This is a genomic window from Exiguobacterium sp. HSB13 (assembly GCF_056764755.1).
In genome coordinates, this window is sequence record NZ_JBUZOM010000001.1 from 387,597 (window position 1) to 407,188 (window position 19,592).

17 protein-coding genes and 1 other annotated feature are annotated in these 19,592 nt (G+C 49.1%); of the genes, 12 read left to right on the forward strand and 5 right to left on the reverse strand.

The genetic code is table 11. The features are described from left to right. The first annotated feature begins 141 nt into the window (after positions 1-141). Entirely contained in the window at positions 142-1,971 is a 1,830-nt protein-coding gene (locus ACZGCQ_RS01990) for an anaerobic ribonucleoside triphosphate reductase (RefSeq protein WP_481265210.1), read from the forward strand. Then, entirely contained in the window at positions 1,943-2,431 is a 489-nt protein-coding gene (locus ACZGCQ_RS01995) for a 4Fe-4S single cluster domain-containing protein (RefSeq protein ID WP_481265211.1), read from the forward strand. The genes ACZGCQ_RS01990 and ACZGCQ_RS01995 overlap by 29 nt, the downstream gene beginning before the upstream one ends. Before the next feature lie 20 nt (positions 2,432-2,451). Here the strand turns inward: ACZGCQ_RS01995 and ACZGCQ_RS02000 are convergent, their stop codons facing one another. Beyond that, positions 2,452-3,924, reverse strand: coding sequence for a DHA2 family efflux MFS transporter permease subunit (locus tag ACZGCQ_RS02000; protein WP_023467723.1), 1,473 nt, complete (start codon positions 3,922-3,924; stop codon positions 2,452-2,454). Positions 3,925-4,093: 169 nt separating this feature from the next. On the opposite strand from ACZGCQ_RS02000, the gene ACZGCQ_RS02005 reads away from it, so the two are divergent. From ACZGCQ_RS02005 to ACZGCQ_RS02045, 9 genes are all read left to right on the forward strand, one after another. After that, positions 4,094-5,002, forward strand: coding sequence for a TetR/AcrR family transcriptional regulator (locus ACZGCQ_RS02005; protein ID WP_286950502.1), 909 nt, complete (start codon positions 4,094-4,096; stop codon positions 5,000-5,002). Positions 5,003-5,074: 72 nt separating this feature from the next. Further along, the gene (locus ACZGCQ_RS02010; protein WP_481265212.1) at positions 5,075-6,517 is read left to right on the forward strand and encodes a SulP family inorganic anion transporter; all 1,443 of its coding nucleotides are present in this window, start codon (positions 5,075-5,077) and stop codon (positions 6,515-6,517) included. A 125-nt stretch (positions 6,518-6,642) separates the two neighbouring features. Continuing rightward, the gene (locus ACZGCQ_RS02015) at positions 6,643-7,467 is read left to right on the forward strand and encodes a fumarylacetoacetate hydrolase family protein (protein WP_481265213.1); all 825 of its coding nucleotides are present in this window, start codon (positions 6,643-6,645) and stop codon (positions 7,465-7,467) included. A gap of 286 nt (positions 7,468-7,753) precedes the next feature. Further along, a complete protein-coding gene (locus ACZGCQ_RS02020; RefSeq protein ID WP_023467728.1) occupies positions 7,754-8,500 on the forward strand; it encodes a DeoR/GlpR family DNA-binding transcription regulator in 747 nt (248 codons plus the stop codon). Next, positions 8,497-9,417, forward strand: a complete 921-nt coding sequence (gene pfkB / locus ACZGCQ_RS02025; RefSeq protein WP_481265214.1) for a 1-phosphofructokinase — start codon at positions 8,497-8,499, stop codon at positions 9,415-9,417. The genes ACZGCQ_RS02020 and pfkB overlap by 4 nt, the downstream gene beginning before the upstream one ends. 17 nt (positions 9,418-9,434) lie before the next feature. Continuing rightward, complete coding sequence (locus tag ACZGCQ_RS02030; RefSeq protein WP_481265215.1) at positions 9,435-11,369, forward strand: PTS fructose transporter subunit IIABC; 1,935 nt, start codon at positions 9,435-9,437, stop codon at positions 11,367-11,369. Between the two features lie 105 nt (positions 11,370-11,474). Then, positions 11,475-12,620 (forward strand): FUSC family protein, encoded by a 1,146-nt coding sequence (locus tag ACZGCQ_RS02035; protein WP_053452932.1) that lies wholly within the window; start codon positions 11,475-11,477, stop codon positions 12,618-12,620. A 70-nt stretch (positions 12,621-12,690) separates the two neighbouring features. Then, positions 12,691-12,895, forward strand: a binding site (T-box leader). Positions 12,896-12,955: 60 nt separating this feature from the next. Beyond that, the gene (locus ACZGCQ_RS02040; RefSeq protein ID WP_481265216.1) at positions 12,956-14,605 is read left to right on the forward strand and encodes an aromatic amino acid hydroxylase; all 1,650 of its coding nucleotides are present in this window, start codon (positions 12,956-12,958) and stop codon (positions 14,603-14,605) included. Positions 14,606-14,666: 61 nt separating this feature from the next. Further along, positions 14,667-15,188, forward strand: a complete 522-nt coding sequence (locus tag ACZGCQ_RS02045; RefSeq protein ID WP_064300216.1) for a pyrophosphohydrolase domain-containing protein — start codon at positions 14,667-14,669, stop codon at positions 15,186-15,188. A gap of 64 nt (positions 15,189-15,252) precedes the next feature. Here ACZGCQ_RS02045 and ACZGCQ_RS02050 read toward each other — a convergent pair whose 3' ends face one another. The 3 genes from ACZGCQ_RS02050 to ACZGCQ_RS02060 form a co-directional block, all read right to left on the reverse strand. Then, on the reverse strand, positions 15,253-15,549 hold the full coding sequence (locus ACZGCQ_RS02050; RefSeq protein WP_023467734.1) for an MGMT family protein: 297 nt from the start codon (positions 15,547-15,549) through the stop codon (positions 15,253-15,255). Then, positions 15,546-16,514 carry a cation diffusion facilitator family transporter gene (locus ACZGCQ_RS02055; protein ID WP_214727976.1) on the reverse strand — a complete coding sequence of 323 codons (969 nt, stop codon included), beginning with the start codon at positions 16,512-16,514 and terminating at the stop codon, positions 15,546-15,548. Before ACZGCQ_RS02055 ends, ACZGCQ_RS02050 begins: the two co-directional genes overlap by 4 nt. Before the next feature lie 121 nt (positions 16,515-16,635). Next, on the reverse strand, positions 16,636-17,121 hold the full coding sequence (locus ACZGCQ_RS02060) for a pyridoxamine 5'-phosphate oxidase family protein (RefSeq protein WP_023467736.1): 486 nt from the start codon (positions 17,119-17,121) through the stop codon (positions 16,636-16,638). A gap of 163 nt (positions 17,122-17,284) precedes the next feature. Between ACZGCQ_RS02060 and ACZGCQ_RS02065 the strand changes: the two genes are divergently transcribed. Continuing rightward, positions 17,285-18,295, forward strand: coding sequence for an LLM class flavin-dependent oxidoreductase (locus ACZGCQ_RS02065; RefSeq protein ID WP_023467737.1), 1,011 nt, complete (start codon positions 17,285-17,287; stop codon positions 18,293-18,295). A gap of 19 nt (positions 18,296-18,314) precedes the next feature. Here ACZGCQ_RS02065 and ACZGCQ_RS02070 read toward each other — a convergent pair whose 3' ends face one another. Next, positions 18,315-19,583 (reverse strand): MFS transporter, encoded by a 1,269-nt coding sequence (locus ACZGCQ_RS02070; RefSeq protein ID WP_481265217.1) that lies wholly within the window; start codon positions 19,581-19,583, stop codon positions 18,315-18,317. Between the last annotated feature and the right edge of the window lie 9 nt (positions 19,584-19,592).

Here is a 19,592-nt window from a genome sequence, read left to right on the forward strand (position 1 = left end):
CAGACATTTGAACAATAAATCGAACAGATTGATGACAGAACGGCTGAAACAGTTGAAAAAATCGTAAGTTATGCAGGGATTGCGAACGTTTCTGAACTCTCGCTATAGTGATTACAAAAAAAGCGTGAGAGGAAGAGATCGATGCAAAGCTTGGAAGCATTACTTACACCACCGCAAGATATCGAACAAGAGAATGCAAACATTGATGGCAAAACACCGCTTGCGAAGTTACAACGGATTGCCGGCGAAGCTGCACGGCAGATGATGCGGCGACAACTCGAACCGGAGGTCTTGCAGGCGCTTGACGACAACATCCTATATATCCATGACGCCGATTATTACGTGACCGGAACGACGACTTGTGCCCAGATCCCGCTCGGTCAGCTACTCTCAAACGGATTTCAGACGACACACGGTTCAATTCGTCCGGCGCAAGACATTCGTTCCGCCCTCGCCCTCGCGGCAATCATCGTTCAGGCGAATCAAAACATGCAGCATGGTGGACAAGCCTTCGCGACGTTTGACGATGATCTAGCACCGTTCGTCGAAAAGACCTACCAACGCGAATGGACTAAATTAAACGACCTCGTCCCGCATTGGAAGCGACGCAAGCGGGAGCGACGCGCATGGCAGGAGACGTATGAAAAGACGTTTCAGGCATGCGAGGCGTTCATCCATAATACGAATTCGATGCATTCACGTGGTGGGGGACAAGTACCGTTTTTATCCGTTAATTATGGAACAAACACGACGCAGGCCGGTCGACTCTTCCAGCGCGCCTTGCTGACAGCGACGGAACGTGGACTCGGAAAGGGCGAGACACCGATCTTTCCGATTCAAATCTTCAAAGTCAAACAGGGGATCAATTTATCACCGACGGATCCGAACTACGATCTATTTCAACTGGCAACCCGCGTAACGGGAAAACGATTGTTTCCGAACTTTGCGTTTCTCGATGCGCCATTTAATCGTCAGGAGCAACCGGGAGGAGCGGAAGTCGCGTATATGGGGTGTCGGACCCGTGTGTTTGAAGACAGGGGTGATGTACCGTCTGTCACGGGAAGAGGAAATCTATCGTTTACGAGCATCAATCTCGTCCGCTTGGCGCTTCAATGTCAAACGGTCGATCAAATGTTCGAGTCTGTTCAAGACACGACAAAACTGGCATGCCGGCAGCTTATTGCACGTTATGAATTCCAGGCAAGCCAAACGGCTGACGCGTTTCCATTTTTATATCAACATGTCTGGAAGGATGGCGAGACGTTACGTAGAACGGATCGCGTAGGTCCGGTCCTCAAGCATGGGACGTTAGCGGTCGGCTTCATCGGTCTCGCGGAATGTTTGACTGTCTTGACGGGGAGTCATCATGGATACTCCGAACTCGCGCACCGGATTGGTCTTGCGTTGATTCAGGCGATGCGGACGGTCGTCGACAACTATGGCGAGATGACGGGATTGAACTTTAGTTTGCTGGCAACTCCGGCTGAAGGGTTGTCGGGTAAGTTCACACGCCGTGATGTTAGTGACTTTGGTGAAATCAAAGGAGTGACGGATCAGCCGTATTACACGAATTCCTTTCATATCCCTGTCGATGCGCCCGTGACGATTCGTGAGAAGATTCAACTTGAAGCTCCGTTTCATGCCTTATGTAATGGTGGACATATCACCTATGTTGAGACAGATGGTGCCCTTGCCGGAAATCCGCAAGCGATTGAAGATATCGTTCGTTTGATGGCGGAAGCTGGAATCGGCTATGGATCAATCAATCATCCCGTCGATCGTTGTCTTGATTGTCGAACGGAGCAGACGATCGAGGAGCAGTGCCCGGTTTGCGGGAGTGCATCCATCGAACGGATTCGACGCATCACGGGATATCTCGTCGGTACACTAGATCGTTGGAATGAAGCGAAACGGGCAGAAGAGCAGAATCGGGTGAAGCACGATGTTACGCGTTCTTTCCCTTCTTCCTGATTCTGTCGTCGACGGTCCTGGTTTACGAACAGTGCTATTTCTTGCCGGTTGTCCACACCACTGTATCGGCTGTCATAATCCGTCCTCTTGGGACCCGACAGGTGGAGTAGAATGGACGATCGAAGAGACAGTGGAACGGATTCAAGCAATCGGAAATCGTCGTTTGACATTGTCAGGCGGGGAGCCAATGCTTCAAGCGGCAACACTTGTGAAGCTTCTCGAACAGCTTGGATCAGACTATGACGTGATTCTATATACTGGCTATTTACTAGAAGAAGTCTTACGGCGTCAACGCTGGCGTCCATTAGTACTGCGACTAGACGGACTCATCGATGGTCCGTTCATCCTGTCGAAACTCGACCGAACGATACGTTTTCGGGGCAGTACGAATCAACGAATCTATGATCGACAGCAGTTGCAAAAAAGAGTGTTACACGAAAACAAAAACTCCCCCGTCTAATCAGACAGGGGAGAAGTAGGTCATGCATATTTTTGTTCTTGATCGACGGATTCGACGACTGCGAGCGTCGTCGTCCGTCGTTTTTTGATGAAGAACGATAAAATCAATGCCGCGAGTGCAAGCAACGTTGCAATGAAGAACGTATCGTTGATTCCTTCGATCATCGCCTGCATCTGCAACCATTCCGGATTAGCGGCTTCTGGTTGTGAAGCGAATTCTGGAACGTGGTGTTTCGTCCGCGATGTCATGATCGTTACGAGCAGACCTGAACCGATCGCACCCGATACTTGTGATAATGTGTTGTTCAATGCCGTACCGTGTGGCGTCAAGTGTTGCGGAATGTGGTTCAATCCGTTTGTCATGACCGGCATCATGACCATTGAAATTCCAAGGAAACGCAACGTATACATGATGACGAGGAACGCATATGACGTATCCGCAGCCAATTGACTGAACGAGAACGTCGTCAAGACCGTCAGTGATAAGCCGATGATGGCAAGGATCCGGGCACCGAACCGGTCGAACAGACGACCCGTGATCGGTGACATGATTGCCATGACGATTGCACCCGGTAACATCAAGAGACCAGAGTGGAACGGTGAGATACCGCGAATCGTTTGGATGTAGATTGGCATCAAGATCATCGCTGAGAACATCGACATGTTTAAGACCATCGAAATCCCTTGCGATAAGGCGAACATCGGATAACGGAAAATCCCGAACTCAAGCATCGGTTCTTCGAGCATAAATTGACGTATAATGAAGGAAGTCAGACTGATCACACCGATGATCAATGATCCGATGACCGTCCAAGAGCCCCATCCAGCTGAACCAGCGGAACTGAACCCATACAGCAAACCACCAAACCCAAAGCTTGAGAGAACGAGTGAAAATAAATCGAGTTTGAGTGTGCTACGAACCGTCTCTTTCTTCAACAAGAAGGCACCTGTGAAGAGCACGAGTAATGCGATCGGTGTGACGAGATGGAACAACATCCGCCATTCGTAGTGTTCAAGAATCCAGCCGGACAATGTCGGTCCGATGGCTGGGGCGAAGGTGATGACAAGTCCGAAGATCCCCATTGCTTGTCCGCGTTTCTCGATTGGGAAACCGGTCAAAAGAACGTTCATTAATAGTGGCATCATGATCGCAGAACCCGACGCCTGCATCATCCGCGCACCGAGGAGAAGCGGGAAGACGTGTGCTTGTCCAGCAATGATCGTACCGAGAGAGAACAGCGTCATCGCCGTCAAGAACAGTTGACGCGTCGAGAATTTCTGGACAAGGAAGGCCGACGTCGGAATCATGATTCCGTTGACGAGCATATAGCCCGTCGTCAACCACTGGGCGGTGCTTGCCTGAATACCGAACGATCCCATGATTGACGGTAAGGCGATATTAAGTAACGTTGAGTTTAGGACCGCAACGAACGCACCTGCCATAAGGACAGTTAAAATTAAATAAAGTCGTGATGATTGCTTGCTTGATTGCATTTCGTTATGCTCCTTTTGTACTACGAGTCTAAAATGTTAGACTTGAATTCTATGACTAACTTGGCTATCTTACCAGGCTAAGTCGAATGAATTCAAATTATTTGCTTCATACACTAAAATAAGTGATTGTTAAACCATTGCAATCATTTGAACAGAAAAGGACAAGACCATGAATCCAAAAAAGAAACAACTTCTAGATGCTGCCTATCAGCTATTCGTCGAAAAAGGTTACCAATCGACGTCCATCCAGGACATTCTTGAGCACAGTAACGTTTCCAAAGGGACGTTCTATAACTACTTCTCCTCTAAAAATGAATTATTCATCGATGTATTTAATACCGTCTTTGAAAAGATGCGGACGGCGCGCAAGGAAATTCTCGTCGGACGAGATGTCTCGGACTATGAGACGTTCATCCAGCAAGGGAACTGTTACTTGGAACTGATGCAAAAATATAAATTGTATACGTTGTTCGAAGAGGCGATTGCTTCAAATGAAAAAGAACTAAAGACATTCATGGAGAATAACCGTCTTCTCGAGATCGAATGGACATTTGAACGATTACGTGATTTATTCGGTCAGACGAAAGAACCGTATCTTCTAGATTTAGCGGTCATTTATACAGGAATGTTGCAATATGCGATGTACTTCTTCCGTCAATCCGAACCGAACACACAGCCGGAACGGGTCGTCCGTTACGTATTCAATCGATTGACGCATCTCGTCGAAGACGTCAGTCGGACGGAAGAACAGTTGATTCCGCCGCGTTTTCTATCCGTTTGGCTCGATCGTCCACAAGACGAAGTCGTCATTCGGAAGGATTTGTTCGAGAAGACGAGTGCGCATATGAAACGCTTGATTACCTTGTCATCGATTTCCGATGAATCGAAGGAAGCCCATGAAGAAGTTCTTGATTTCATCTATGAAGAACTACTCGAACGGAAGAAACCAAAAATTCATCTTCTGCGTCGTGCGCTCGAGACGATGGACGAAGATCCGGTCTTTGCGGGGCAGGAAATCATGGCGACCTACAAAGCGATGGTTGATGAAATTGCCCGTGTCCGGACCAAAAGTTCCTAAAAGGGTTGCTTTTTGAAACTGAGCCAATTACACTGAGACCATTCATGTTAGAAAAGGGGTCTCAATCATCATATGTTTACTCAATGGAAAAAAGAGTGGTTCTTGCAACCAAAAGCGGATTTGCTGTCCGGGATCGTCGTTGCCTTGGCACTCGTTCCGGAAGCAATCGCGTTTTCGCTGATCGCTGGCGTTAACCCAATGGTCGGGTTATACGCTTCCGTCATCATTGCGATCGTCATCTCGATTGCCGGCGGTCGTCCCGGAATGATTTCAGCTGCGACCGGTGCGATGGCACTCGTCGTCGTCCAGCTCGTCAAGGACCATGGTGTTGATTATTTACTAGCTGCCGGTATCCTTGCCGGAATTCTACAAATCGCGTTCGGATTTTTAGGAATTGCTAAGTTATTACGATTCATTCCTCGATCCGTCATGGTCGGATTCGTCAATGCGTTAGCAATTTTGATTTTCTCGGCACAACTGCCGCAGTTCGAAGGACAGAACTGGATCATGTACGCAATGGTCGCCGCATCACTCGCCATCATCTTATTCTTCCCACGCGTGACGAAAGCAATCCCGGCACCACTCGTTGCGATCACGATCATGACAGTGTTGACGGTCGTCTTCTCACTCGATACACGAGTCATTGGAGACATGGGACAAATCGAAGCGGCGTTACCAAACTTCTTCTTACCGGATGTTCCGTTCTCACTTGAGACGCTCCAAATCATCTTCCCGTATGCTTTGTCACTTGCATTCGTCGGTTTGATCGAATCGTTGCTGACGGCACGAATCGTCGACGAGATGACGGATACGACGTCGAACAAAGCAATGGAATCACGTGGACAAGGAATTGCGAACATCATCGCGGGTATGTTCGGTGGAATGCCGGGCTGTGCGATGATCGGTCAATCGGTCATCAATGTCACGTCGGGTGGGCGTGGTCGATTGTCGACATTGACAGCAGGTGTGTTCCTAATGCTGTTGATGTTTACGATGAATGATCTATTGATGACGATTCCAATGGGAGCACTCGTCGGTGTCATGTTCTTCGTCTCGTATGCGACGTTTGACTGGGGTTCATTCAAGATGCTCAAGACGTCACCAAAAAGTGATTCTGCGGTCATGCTCGCAACTGTTCTCGTCACTGTATTGACGAACGATTTATCAATGGGCGTTCTTGTCGGGATCTTGCTTGCGGCGTTATTATTCGCTTCAAAAATTTCGCGCATTCAAGTCGAGCGCAAGGAGCAAACAGATCGAGTCCGTTACACGATTCGTGGTCCGTTGTTCTTCGCGTCGACGACAGCATTTGCGGAACAATTCCAGCTCGACGCTGATCCATCGTCCGTCATCACGCTCGATTTCTCGGCGTGTCACTTGTTTGATGATTCCGCTATCGAAGCGATCGAAAACGTCGTCTTGAAATACGAACGTCTCGGCAAAAAAGTCGAACTCACTGGATTGAATGAAGAGTCGCAAGCGCTCGTCGATCGATTAGCGCAGCGAATCGCATAACGGAAGAGGATATGAGGAAGTGGTCGACACGATGTCGACCGCTTTTTTGTTTCCTTCTGATTGACGATGAGAAGTGCGTCCCTTGATTGGTTTCGCTATACTAAAAACAAAAGGGGGCAGTTAAGATGAAATGGTTTCGATTTGAGCAAGAAGGAAAAGTAGGTATCGGGGTTGAACGGGATGGCTCTACATATGATGTGACGGCACAAGTCTATACGGATTCATTGTTTGAAGTGATTTCACGTGAGTTCGATGTTGACCTTGATCTAGATATCGCGCCACTACTTAAAGGGGATGTTCGTCAGCTCGCGCCGTATGTACCTGCACGAAACGTCATCTGTGTCGGCAAGAACTACGCCGATCACATCAAGGAGATGGATACGGCGGGAGCAGGGAAATTCGTCTTGTTCACGAAAGCACCGACATCGATCGTCGGTCCGTTCGAACCAATCGAACGGCATGCGGATTTGACGCAGCAACTGGATTATGAGGGGGAACTTGCTATCATCATCGGCACGACGGGGCGTGATTTGACACCTGAAAATGCACTTGATCATGTGTTCGGCTATAGTATCGTCAATGACGTGACAGCGCGGGATCTACAAAAAGAACACGTTCAGTTCTTCCGTGGTAAATCGCTTGATGGGTTCTGTCCGTTCGGACCGGTCATCGTCTCAGCGGACAGCTTTGATCCGTTTGACGTCCTCGTCGAGACGCGCGTAAACGGACAACTTCGTCAATCAGGATCAACCGCCTTGATGTTACGCGACGTCGTGACGATTTTGGTTGAAGTGTCTCGCGGGATGACGCTTGAAGCAGGGGACATCATTGCGACAGGAACTCCAGCTGGTGTCGGGCACGGTATGAAACCGCCGGTCTATCTTCAGACAGGGGATGTCGTCGAAGTATCGATTGAAGGAATCGGTCGCTTGCAAAATGAAGTTCAGTGAACGAAGATGACCGAATTGCTTGAATTTCATTCACCGCTTTCCAAATTACATTGGAAAGCGGTTTTTATTTTGTGAAAATCATCAAAAATTTAAAAAATGATTGATTCTAATCAATAAAACAGTCATCAAATGACCGTTTTTGATGTATAATGAAACTATAAGAATGGTTTAATGTCGAAAAAAGTCGTATTTTGAACGTTTTATAAAGAATTTATATAAATTTTGAACGTTTTTGATTGATTTTTAGATGTAAACGCTTTATATTAAAGATGCGGAGGGAAACCTTATGTTAACCAAAAAACGCCATCAACTCATCCTCGAGCTTTTAGCCCGAGAAGAAGTCGTCAAAATGCAAAAGATCGTCGAGCAAACCGGTGCGAGTGAATCCACGATTCGTCGGGATTTATCACAACTCGAAACTGCAGGGCATCTGCGTCGGGTGCACGGGGGAGCAACAGCGAACCATTTGCAAATTGAAGAACCGAGTTATTTCGAGAAGAGTGATCAACACGTCGAAGAGAAGGAACGGATCGCGCGAGCGGCTGCCGACCTGATTGAAGACGGAATGTATGTCTATCTCGATGCCGGAACGACGACGCTTGCCATCGTTCCGTATCTCGAAGAGAAGGCGATTACGGTCGTAACGAACAGTCTTCCTCTAGCGAACACGTTACTCTATCACCGTATCCCGACGTTCGTCGTCGGAGGGCAACTCAAGCATTCAACGCAGGCACTCGTCGGTTACAACGCACGTGAAGGAATGTTGATTTACCATTTTGATGTCGCGTTTCTTGGGATGAACGGTGTTCATCCGGCACAAGGCTTCACGACACCAGATCCGGAAGAGGCACTCGTAAAGAAGACGGCGATCGAATTAGCAAAACAATCGTATGTACTCGTCGATGAGACGAAGCTGGATGCAATCAGCTTCAGTCGGGTGGCGTCTTTGCAAGCGGCGACGATCATCACGACGACATCCAGTGAGCAAGAAGCGAAATACAGTCAATACACAGAGGTGGTGAACGCGAAATGATTTATACACTGACACTCAACCCATCAATCGACTATTATGTCACGTTACCGGTATTTGAGGCAGGACAAGTCAATCGTGTCGAACAGGCGGAAAAAGTGGCCGGAGGGAAAGGGATCAACGTCTCTCTCGTCCTAAAAAACTATGAGGTGGAAACACAAGCACTCGGATTCCTTGGAGGAAGTACCGGACAATTCATCCGGACGGAACTCGAGAAACGAGGCGTGTTGACGGACTTCACACCGATTCAAGATGAGACACGGATCAATGTAAAGATTCGCGCCGATCAAGAATCTGAGCTGAATGCAGCGGGACCGAAGATTCAACCGGAAGAGCTGGAGCATTTATTATCCCGATTCAAGACGATGCAAGCCGGTGACATCGTCGTCTTCGCAGGTAGTATCCCAAGCAGTCTGCCGCATGATCTTTATCGTCATATCGCGACGATCTTGAATGAACGGAACGTCCACTTCGCCGTTGATACGACGAAGGAAGCGATGCTTGAAGTCTTACCGCTCGGTCCATTTTTAATCAAGCCGAATCACCATGAACTCGGTGAAATTTTCGACGTCGAGATTATGTCGAAGGAGATGGCCGTTCCATACGCCCAGCAACTCGTTGATCGTGGTGCCGAGAACGTCGTCATCTCATTTGCAGGAGACGGAGCATTGCTCGTCAATCGCCAAGGTGCCTATACGGCAAACACACCGGCAGGGAAGCTCGTCAACTCCGTCGGTGCCGGAGATTCACTCGTCGCCGGATTCGTCGCCAGCCACGCGCTCGGCAAATCACCAGAAGAAGCGTTCCGCTATGCGGTAACGACTGGTAGTGCGTCTGCGTATTCCTTCGGTCTTTGTACGAAGGAAGATATCGATCGTCTCATCAAAGACGTCAACGTCGTTGAACTCATTCAATCCTAAAAGGAGTGTGACTACTCATGAAAATTACTGATCTCTTGACACGTGATACGATTCAACTCGATTTACAAGCGTCATCTAAAACCGCTGTCATCGACGAACTCGTCAACGTCCTCGATCGGGCAGGAAAACTGAACGATCGCTCGGCATATAAAGAAGCGATTCTCGCACGGGAAGCGCAAAGCACAACAGGTTTAGGGGAAGGCATTGCTATCCCACACGCAAAAACGGCAGCAGTCAAAACACCAGCGATCGCCTTCGGTCGTTCGGCAGGTGTTGATTACGAAGCACTCGATGGTCAACCAAGTCGGTTGTTCTTCATGATCGCAGCGGGTGAAAACGCAGATAATGCGCACCTCGAAACACTTTCGAAACTATCGGTTTATCTAATGGATATGAATTTCCGCGATACGATCCTTGCGGCTAAAACGAAAGACGAAGTCATCGCAGCAATCGAAGCGAAGGAACGCGAAGAAGAAGGTCCAGTTGACGTCTCAAGCGACAACGTCGACCAAGACGCACCATATATCCTCGCTGTCACAGCTTGTCCAACAGGGATTGCACACACGTATATGGCAGCTGATGCGCTTCGTCAAAAAGCGGAAGAGATGGGTGTCCGCATCAAAGTCGAGACGAACGGATCGACAGGCGTCAAGAACGGTTTGACACAACAAGACATCAACGATGCGACAGCGATCATCGTCGCAGCGGATAAAGCAGTTGAGATGGATCGCTTCAATGGGAAACACGTCGTTGAAGTACCGGTCGCACAAGGAATTCGTAAACCACAAGAATTGATCAACCGTGCCGTTAAACAAGATGCACCTGTCTATAAAGCGAGTGGTTCAAGCGAAAGTTCAAAACCAGCTCGTGGCGGATTCTACAAACACTTGATGAGTGGGGTATCTGCAATGTTGCCACTCGTCGTCGCAGGTGGTCTCTTGATCGCGATCAGCTTCTTCTGGGGGATCAACTCTGCGAACCCGGATGATGCGTCATACAATGAGTTTGCTGCTCAGTTGATGTCGATCGGGAAAGCTGCATTTGGTCTCTTGATTCCGATTCTCGCTGGATTCATCGCGATGTCGATCGCTGATAAACCAGGTCTTGCTCCTGGTCTAATCGCTGGTTTCCTTGCAAGCAACGGTAATGCTGGTTTCCTCGGTGGATTGATTGCCGGTTTCCTTGCTGGTTACGTCGTTCTTCTACTCGTCAAAGTCTTCAAAGGTCTCCCGGCAGCTCTTGAAGGAATCAAACCGGTCTTGCTCTATCCACTGTTTGGTTCATTTATCACAGGGATGATCATGTTACTCGTCATCAATGAGCCGATCGCGAAGTTCATGACATGGCTCACGGATTCGTTGAACGGACTCAGCGGTGGGAACGCAATCCTTCTCGGTCTGCTCGTCGCAGGTATGATGGCAATCGACATGGGTGGTCCAATCAACAAAACAGCATATGTATTCGGTACAGCTGCTCTTACAGCAGGTAACACGGAAGTCATGGCAGCCGTCATGGCAGGTGGGATGGTTCCACCACTCATCGTAGCCTTCTCATCGACATTGTTCGCACGTAAGAAATTCACGCCACAAGAACGTGAAGCAGGTATCGCTGCTTACGCAATGGGTGCATCGTTCGTCACAGAAGGTGCGATTCCATTCGCAGCAGCGGATCCACTCCGCGTCATTCCATCAAGCGTTATTGGTTCAGCGATCGCTGGTGCGTTGACAATCGTCTTCGGCGTCTTGCTCCCAGCACCACACGGCGGTATCTTCGTCTTCCCGCTCCTTGATGGTCCATCAGGTACGGTCATGGCAATCGTCGGTTACGCGGGTGCGATCCTCATCGGATCACTCGTCGGTGCGGCAATCCTCTCCTTCCTCAAAAAACCGCTCGTTGACCAATCGGTCGCGAAAGCGGAAATGACAGAAGGAACAGGTACGAAAGCATCATAATTCATCTAAATCCTCTCCGTTTTCAAACGGAGGGGATTTTTTGTTGAATTTTGACGGCTAACGGTGAAGAATAGAGGGCATACTGAATAAGAAGGAGGGATGGACATGGGTGGACAATCCTTACAAATCGGACCACGGACCATCAAGACAGGTCTTGCGGTCATCCTGGCGCTGTTGATCAGTAATCTGTTCAACCTCAGCCCGATCCTACCTGCGATCTCGGCAGCGACGACACTCCTGCCTTCGGTCTATCAGACATGGAAACAATTTCTCGAGGAAGCAGAGGCCAACTTGATTGGTGCCTTTTTGACGTTACTCGCCCTTTGGATATTAGGCGATAACCCGGCGAATCCGCTCGCGATCGGGATCGTCATCATGGCAGCAATCTCGATTTTGCTTGCCTTCGGTTTTGGGCGGACGATTCCACACGTCGTCTTGATGATCATCGTCATTCTTGAGAGTGTAGCGACCGCGACCGAGCCACTTTGGCAAGTCGTCTTGATTCGCTACTTGCTCGTCATGCTTGGTATCGGCTGTGCGCTCGGCATCAATGCGTTGATCTTCCCGCCGCGCTACGGCAATGTCTATTACCAAAAAGCGACGAAACTCTTCGAGAAGCTGCTCGTCGTCACGCGAGCGATTGCCTTTGAAGGCAAGGTCGTCCCGTATCGTGCGGCAATCGATAAGATGGGACGTTCGCTCCTTGAGACACAAAACTTGTTCAACCTACACAAGGAAGAGATTCGGGGAACGCGTCAGAAGCACGCCTCGCTCTTACGGAACCTGTTGATCCTCAAACATATGCAATCGTGCCTCGAACGTGGTGTCGCGACGGCAGAGCGCTTCAGAGAGCGAGAGAAGGCACTCGACTCGATTGCGGACGATCTTCGGAGCGAGTTGTTCTATCACTTGATGCATATCGCTCAGCGTCAAGAGAAGGTCTTATTGACATACGATCTCTTGTTGACGGAAGAACCACTCGCGATGGAGGATCTCGTCAAAGAGAACATTGCTTTCGTTAAACACTCTTTCCTTGACCGCGATGAGCTCGAGGAAGAAGTCATCATGGAAATCTTACCGATCGTTGTCTCGATGAACGAGTGGATCCAGGAACTCGAATCCTTTGAAAAACGCCTCAATGGTGCGCTTCGTCGCCATATCACCTCACTGACGATCGAACAAAAATCAGTCCGTGATAAAACATTTAATCGATTTAAACGTAAAAAAGCCATTGACGAAAGTAAAAAGTAAGCGTATAGTCCTCCTTAACGATACTTTACTTGCTAAAAGCATAACAGTATAACAGCATAACAGAATGAAAGAATAAGCGATGATGAAACCGAAGTAAAGACCATCTCCCTGTTTCAGAGAGCACGTGGCGCTGCGAACGTGTACACAGATGGTGTTGAATTACAGTTTCTGAGCTTCTTGCGTAAGCGAGCGGAGCAAACCGTTATCCCGATCATGAGTGACTCAGTCGATGACTGGGTAATCAGGGTGGTACCGCGGCTTTCGTCGCCCCTGTCGAACGATACGTTCGGCAGGGGCTTTTTTGTTATCTCACATTCATTCAAGGGGGAACTCATATGTCTACACCAATCATTCCAAGTCACTTACGTCCACACGTCGCACCACAGCACTACGAAGACTACACACCAACGGATCATGCCGTTTGGAGATACGTCATGCGACTGAATTTAAATACGTTACAAGATACAGCACATCCGGCATACCTCGAAGGACTTGCTGCATCAGGCATCAGCCCGGAACGGATCCCGGACGTACGTGAGATGACAGCGAACCTAAGCCGTGGAGGCTGGGGAACAGTCGCTGTCGATGGTCTCATTCCTGGCGTCGCCTTCTTTGATTTCCAAGGACACGGACTCTTACCGATTGCAACTGACATCCGGAAGGTCGATAACATTCTTTACACACCAGCACCGGATATCTTGCATGAAGCAGCGGGACACGCGCCAATCTTGATGAATCCGATCTACGCGGAATTCGTTCGACGCTTCGGTGAGATCGGGGCACACGCTTTTAACCATAAAGCCGAGCATGACGTGTTCAAGGCACTGAAGAAATTGACGATCGTCAAAGAGAGTCCATTCTCGACGCCAGCCGATATCGAACAAGCTGAAATTGAACTCGCTGAGACACGGACACACGTCAAAGGGATTTCGGAAGCGAACGAAATCTCACGTCTGTTCTGGTGGACGGTTGAATTCGGTCTGATTGGTGATATCGACAACCCACAAATCTACGGGGCAGGTCTTTTATCATCAGTCGGTGAAAGTCGCCACTGCTTAACGGACGCAGTCGTCAAACATCCATTCTCGCTTGAAAAAGCACTTGCGACGAAACATGACGTGACGAGCATGCAAAAAGAACTTTTCGTCTGTGAATCGTTCGAACAACTCCGCGATGCACTTGAAGAATTCGCACAATCCATGTCATACATCCGCGGTGGCATCCACGGACTAACAAAAGCGGTCGAATCGGGTAACCTGTCAACGCTCGTCTTCGACAGTGGTCTCTCGCTCGTCGGTGTTCCTGAAACGCAAGAGATTCACGATTCGCTGCATCTCGTCAAACTAACAGGTCCGACAGCGCTTGCTGCAAACGGCGAAGTGTTGACAGGTCAAGGACTGGCAGATCATCCGGAAGGCTTTACACTCCTTCACGGTAAGGAATTGAATGAAGTGTTGCTGCAAGTCAAAGTCGGTGAACGTCTCGACTGGGCGGAAGGAAACGTTCATGTCACAGGGGAGATCACAGCAATTCAAAACATCAATGGAAACCGGGCGCTCGTCGTCTTAGAGGCAGCGACGCTTGCAAATGACGGGAAAACGATGATGATGGACCGGATGGAATTGATCGTCGGTGACATCACGTCAGCATTCCCGGGAACGGAAGTTGAAGCACTGAAGCCGATTCCGGAAACGGTCGAGTTCGAACGAATCGAACGTCCGTTGACAGCGGCTGATCCAATCTTCGAAGTCGTCCGCGAGATTCGCGAAGGACGTGCCGGACGGGAACGGTTACCGCAACTGATCGACCAGACACTCGTCCAGCTACCGGACGCCTGGTTACTCCGTCTCGAATTACTCGAGTTAGCGGATGAAGTCGATCAACCACGTCTGATTGCAGATCTTGAGCGCTTAAAAGCAACGTCTGAGCAGCGAGATGAATTGATTACACGTGGGATGGCCTTACTCGACGTCGTTCATCAATGAGTCGAACTCCGGTTCTGAACCTGTTAGAATGGAGACATTCGGTAAAAGGGGATGATCGGTTATGACAAATTATTATCAAGACGTAAAGGAATTCCACCGTGTGTTTTCACACCCTGGTGCGACGACACCAACACCTATGACGGTCGATCGTGGGATCAAACGCTCGACCTGGACGGCGGAAGAAGCGGTCGTTGAGTTTCTTCATCAATCAGCGACGAGTGAAGCAGAATTTCTCGAAGCGATCGAACGTTTCAAGTCAGGGCTTGATACAGCGGTCGAAAAATCACTCCAGATGAAACAACCCGAAACGGACGTCGAACGGCTTGTCGGACAAGGGGATGCCTTGACGGACGCCCTCTACTTCATCATGGGAAGCTTCGTTGAGATTGGGCTTGATCCGGCTCCTTTGTTCGAAATCGTCCAGCGTGCGAACATGGCGAAGCTTGGACCGGACGGAAAACCAATCTTCCGGGAATCTGATCAAAAGGTCATGAAACCGGAAGGCTGGCAACCACCGGAACCACAATTAGAAGCAGAAGTACGTCGACAAATCGCTGTAGCTTCGAGTACGTCGAAAGCGTGAATCATTACGATAAAAAGGAGAGGGATGACTGGTCTAAGAACCGGTCATCCCTCTCTTGTTGTATCTATTCACTTTTGACTTGATAACGCGATAAATCGAGTTGACGGGCGGTCAGGAACTCGACACCTTCTGCTTCAAGCGCCAGTCGCTGTTCATCACCTTCAAGCGACAGTTTACCACCAGCAGCAAGGACGCGGTGCCAAGGTAGACGTTCCGTCTTACTCATGCTGTGAAGAATCCGCGCTACTTGTCGTGCGCTACGCGGATGACCGGCGAGTCGAGCGACTTGCCCGTACGTCATGACCCGACCTGCAGGGATCGAACGGATGATAGTCAAGACATCTTGCGTAAACGGAGTCATGACTCGTCAGAAGCGACGATGTACTGTTGAATCTTATCGTCTTCATCAAAACCAATCGTTACGTCAATGATCCCTTGTTGCAAACGAATCTGCAATTCGAGACGGTCCTTGATGTCGTCCGCTTGAGCAATCGTCAAGGTCGGGTCGACTTCAATTTCCACTTCGACATGGAAGTGGTCGCCTTCTTTAATGACTTCAAGCTTACTGATGTCCTTGACGTCAGGGTCTTTCATGATCAGTCCACCGAGGCGGGCAGCCATCGTCTCATCGGCTTCACCAAGCGCGCCAGCTGCGTTTTGTAAGAAGACATTCCCAACGACATAAAACATCATCAATCCGATCAGAATCGAAGCAATTCCTTCTGCCTGATGGAACGGTGTCACATGCGAGATGATGACGGCGATCATCGCGACGACTCCACCAGCCGTTGCGACCAAGTCTTCCAGAAATACAAGGCGTGTGGCGGGTTTCGCTTGTTTCAATGAGCGGAAGCTGTCGAGGATCAAACGAGGTCCTTTCGAGTCGAGTTTCGCATCATGCGCGATTTCCTGCATCGCTTTGACAAAAACGCCACTCTCTAAGACGACACCTACGAACAGAACCGATAACGTGATCCAAAAGCCAGTTGATTCAGTTGGTTCAATGATGTGGGCGACCCCTTCATGAATCGTTTCGTAAGCCATGATACCGACGAAGAGGATCGCACCGAGCAACACAAGATTGACGAGACGACCGAAGCCGTTCGGGAATCGCTTCGTCGGTGCTTTCTTACTGAGGGCAGAACCGATAAAGACAAAAAATTGATTGGCAGCGTCACCGAGCGTATGCATCATCTCCGCGAACATCGCGACGTTTCCTGTCAAGACATAGGCGACGGCCTTGATGATGGCGATGACAGAGTTAACGATGCCTGCTGTCAAAGCGGACCGGTTACCCCGGCGTAGTAATGTAATGAATTCTCCCATGTGATTGTACTCCTTTTAATTAAGTTACGTATTAGTTCACTTTCTTATGTTAACTTAATTTTTCTAAAACGACCACTCCGGCACACAAAACCCCCACGCGAAGAGCGTGGGGGTTAAGAGGTTAAGACAAGTCGACTGTTTTATTGATTTCGTTCTCATCATCTTTGCCGACGACTTTTTTCAATACTTGTTTGACGGATTTCGTCGTGTTTCCTGTTTCCCAGTATTCAGCAGCTTCTGTGTTGACCTTGATCAGAACGACTTTTGGATCTTCGTATGTCGTTCCGAGGTATGCTTCGTAGCGTGGGCTCCAGAGCTCTTTTTTTCGTTCGATGTCTTCGACGAGTTCCGCTGTTCCACGGATTGAGACATATGATTTGTCGACGTACGCGACGTTAACACTCGGATTCTTAAGTAGTTCTTGGTATTTGTCTGTCTCTTTTGAAGTGAGGAACCAGAGGTCACCATCAAATTCGATATCCTGTGTCTGCATTGGACGCGATACGAGTCCTTCTGCTGAAATTGTCGTCAGCATCGCTGTTTCGATTTTATCAATCAGTTTCTTAACCGTTTCGACTGCTTCTTGATTCGTAGTATGGGTTGACATGTAACTCCACCTCATTCGTTAGATTTTTATGCTCACTTAGGCATTGTTCCCTGAATTTCAAAATGAAAACGTCCCCATGTCGGAAAGAAGCAGTTTCGTTGCACCGTACAACGAGGAGGCGTACAGTGTAGGTACGTATTCGAAAGAAAAAGGAGAGACATACATGAAACTTAGTATTTTAGACCAATCCCCGGTCTCTAAAGGACAATCCCCATCGGATGCCTTACACGAAACGGTCGAGCTCGCGAAAATCGCGGACGAACTCGGCTATCATCGCCTGTGGGTATCGGAACACCACTTTGCCAAAACATTAGCGGGTTCGAGCCCGGAAGTCTTGATTGCCTACATGGCGGCGGTGACGAAACAGATTCGTCTCGGTTCAGGCGGCGTCATGTTGCCGCACTACAGTGCCTATAAAGTCGCGGAGAACTTCCGTGTCCTTGAAGGGCTTGCACCAAACCGGATCGACCTTGGACTCGGTCGGGCACCGGGCGGTATGCCGCTTGCGACACGTGCGTTGCAAGAAGGATCGTCGCCACGTTTTGGTGGAGCTGATTACGGCGAACAACTCGATGATCTCGTCGATTACTTGAAAGACGGGGCACCTGCCGGACACCGGTTCGCGGGACTCGTCGCAACACCAGAAGTCGATACGACACCAGAAGGCTGGTTGCTCGGATCAAGTGGTGGTAGTGCCTTGAACGCCGCACAACGCGGATTCGGATTTGCATTTGCTCACTTCATCAATGGACAAGGTGGTCAGGAAGTGATGGATTACTACCGTCATAACTTCATGGCGACGTCGTTTAATGAGACACCGCAAACGCTTGTTTCGATCTTCGTGACGTGTGCTGAAACAACGGAAGAAGCAGAACGTTTGGCATCAAGCCTTGATCTATCTCTTCTTTTACTCGAAAAAGGCGTCTCGTCGACAGGAACGCCAACTCCGGAAGAGGCAGCGGCGTATCCGTACACGTTCCAAGATCAGTTCCGGATTGCTGAAAACCGCAAGCGGATGATCGTCGGTAACCCGGAATCTGTTGCGAAACAATTGCAAGAGCTTGCCGATTCATACGGAACAGACGAAGTAATGATCGCTTCGATGATCGCAGACAAGGAAGCCAAACAACAATCATTAAAATTAATCATGGACGCAGTCAAAGCGACGGTCTAATCGATATGCACGTCCTTTCTCACGAAGTGAGGGAGGACGTGTTTTTTGTGTCTGCTACAGGAATGTTCTCGGACAAGATGTCTTTACGAAGTCGGAGGAATCCGAACGATGCTGCACCGAATAAGCCGACTGTACCGACTCCAAGTAGCACGATGATAGACACATGATCACTGAGTAAACCAAACAATAGGGTACCGATCGGCATCATCGCCATCGCGACTGATTCTAGAACGCCGATGACACGTCCGAGGTAAGCCGGATCGGTCTGCTTTTGAACGATGAGCTGCAGCGGAATGTTCATCCGTAAGACGAGCATGCCGTCGATGAATAATAGAATCATGAAGAAAGGTAGTAGTAGAGCAGATGGGACGTAGCCGAGTAGAGCAAATGCAGGAAGTGCGTAACAAGAGGCGATTAAAAAGAGCGACTCGAATATCGTTCGTAACGGACGTTTCACTGTAAAGCGAGGTAAGGCAAGTAGCAACGAAGCGACAAGAAGACCGGCACCTAGTGCGGACTCGACTACTCCGAACCGAAATGGTGTGAATTGCAGTCGATCGAGCAAAATGATCGGTAACAAGATTTCAAAAGCAACAAAAAAGAAGTTCAGGACGATCGCCATTAGGACGAGTGTCGTCAATATCGGTTGACGGAAAAGATAGCGGTAGCCTTCTTTAAACTCCGAGACGAATGATGGAGTATCAGTAGTAGCTGAAGGAGAGGGATCGACTGTAAGAAAGCGAAGGCGGCTATTCCACCAGGCAGCAGAGGCAAACAAGAGAAACGGTAAGATCAAGAATTGCGTGATGGAGACAGCGGCGATGAGCAATCCTGCAACGAGTGGAGAGGTGATCGTTGAGGTCGATTGAATCGTTGAGAAGAGGGCATTTCCGCGTTGTAACTCCTCTTCTTGTACGAGTCGTGGTAATGAGCTTGATAAGGTAACCGACAGGAACGTCGATAGGCTCGTCAAGAGGACACTAGCGATGATGTAATGAACGGTATGTAGAGGGGCTTGTAGCGAATAGAGCAAGAGTCCAAATAAGACGAGCGCGCTTAAGCTCTCGGTCATGATGATGATTCGTTTCCGGTTCCAACGATCAGCGAGGACACCAGCAATCGGCGAGAGTAAAATCCGTGGTACCGATCCTGCAAGCAGGACAAGTGCGAACTGAAAACCAGACGATGTTTCCCGTAAGACGGTCAGTCCAGCGACGAACGTAAAGAGACTAGCTGCGAATAATGAACAAAACTTTCCGAATAAGACACGCTTTAAATTAAAAGACATCCTGTTCAC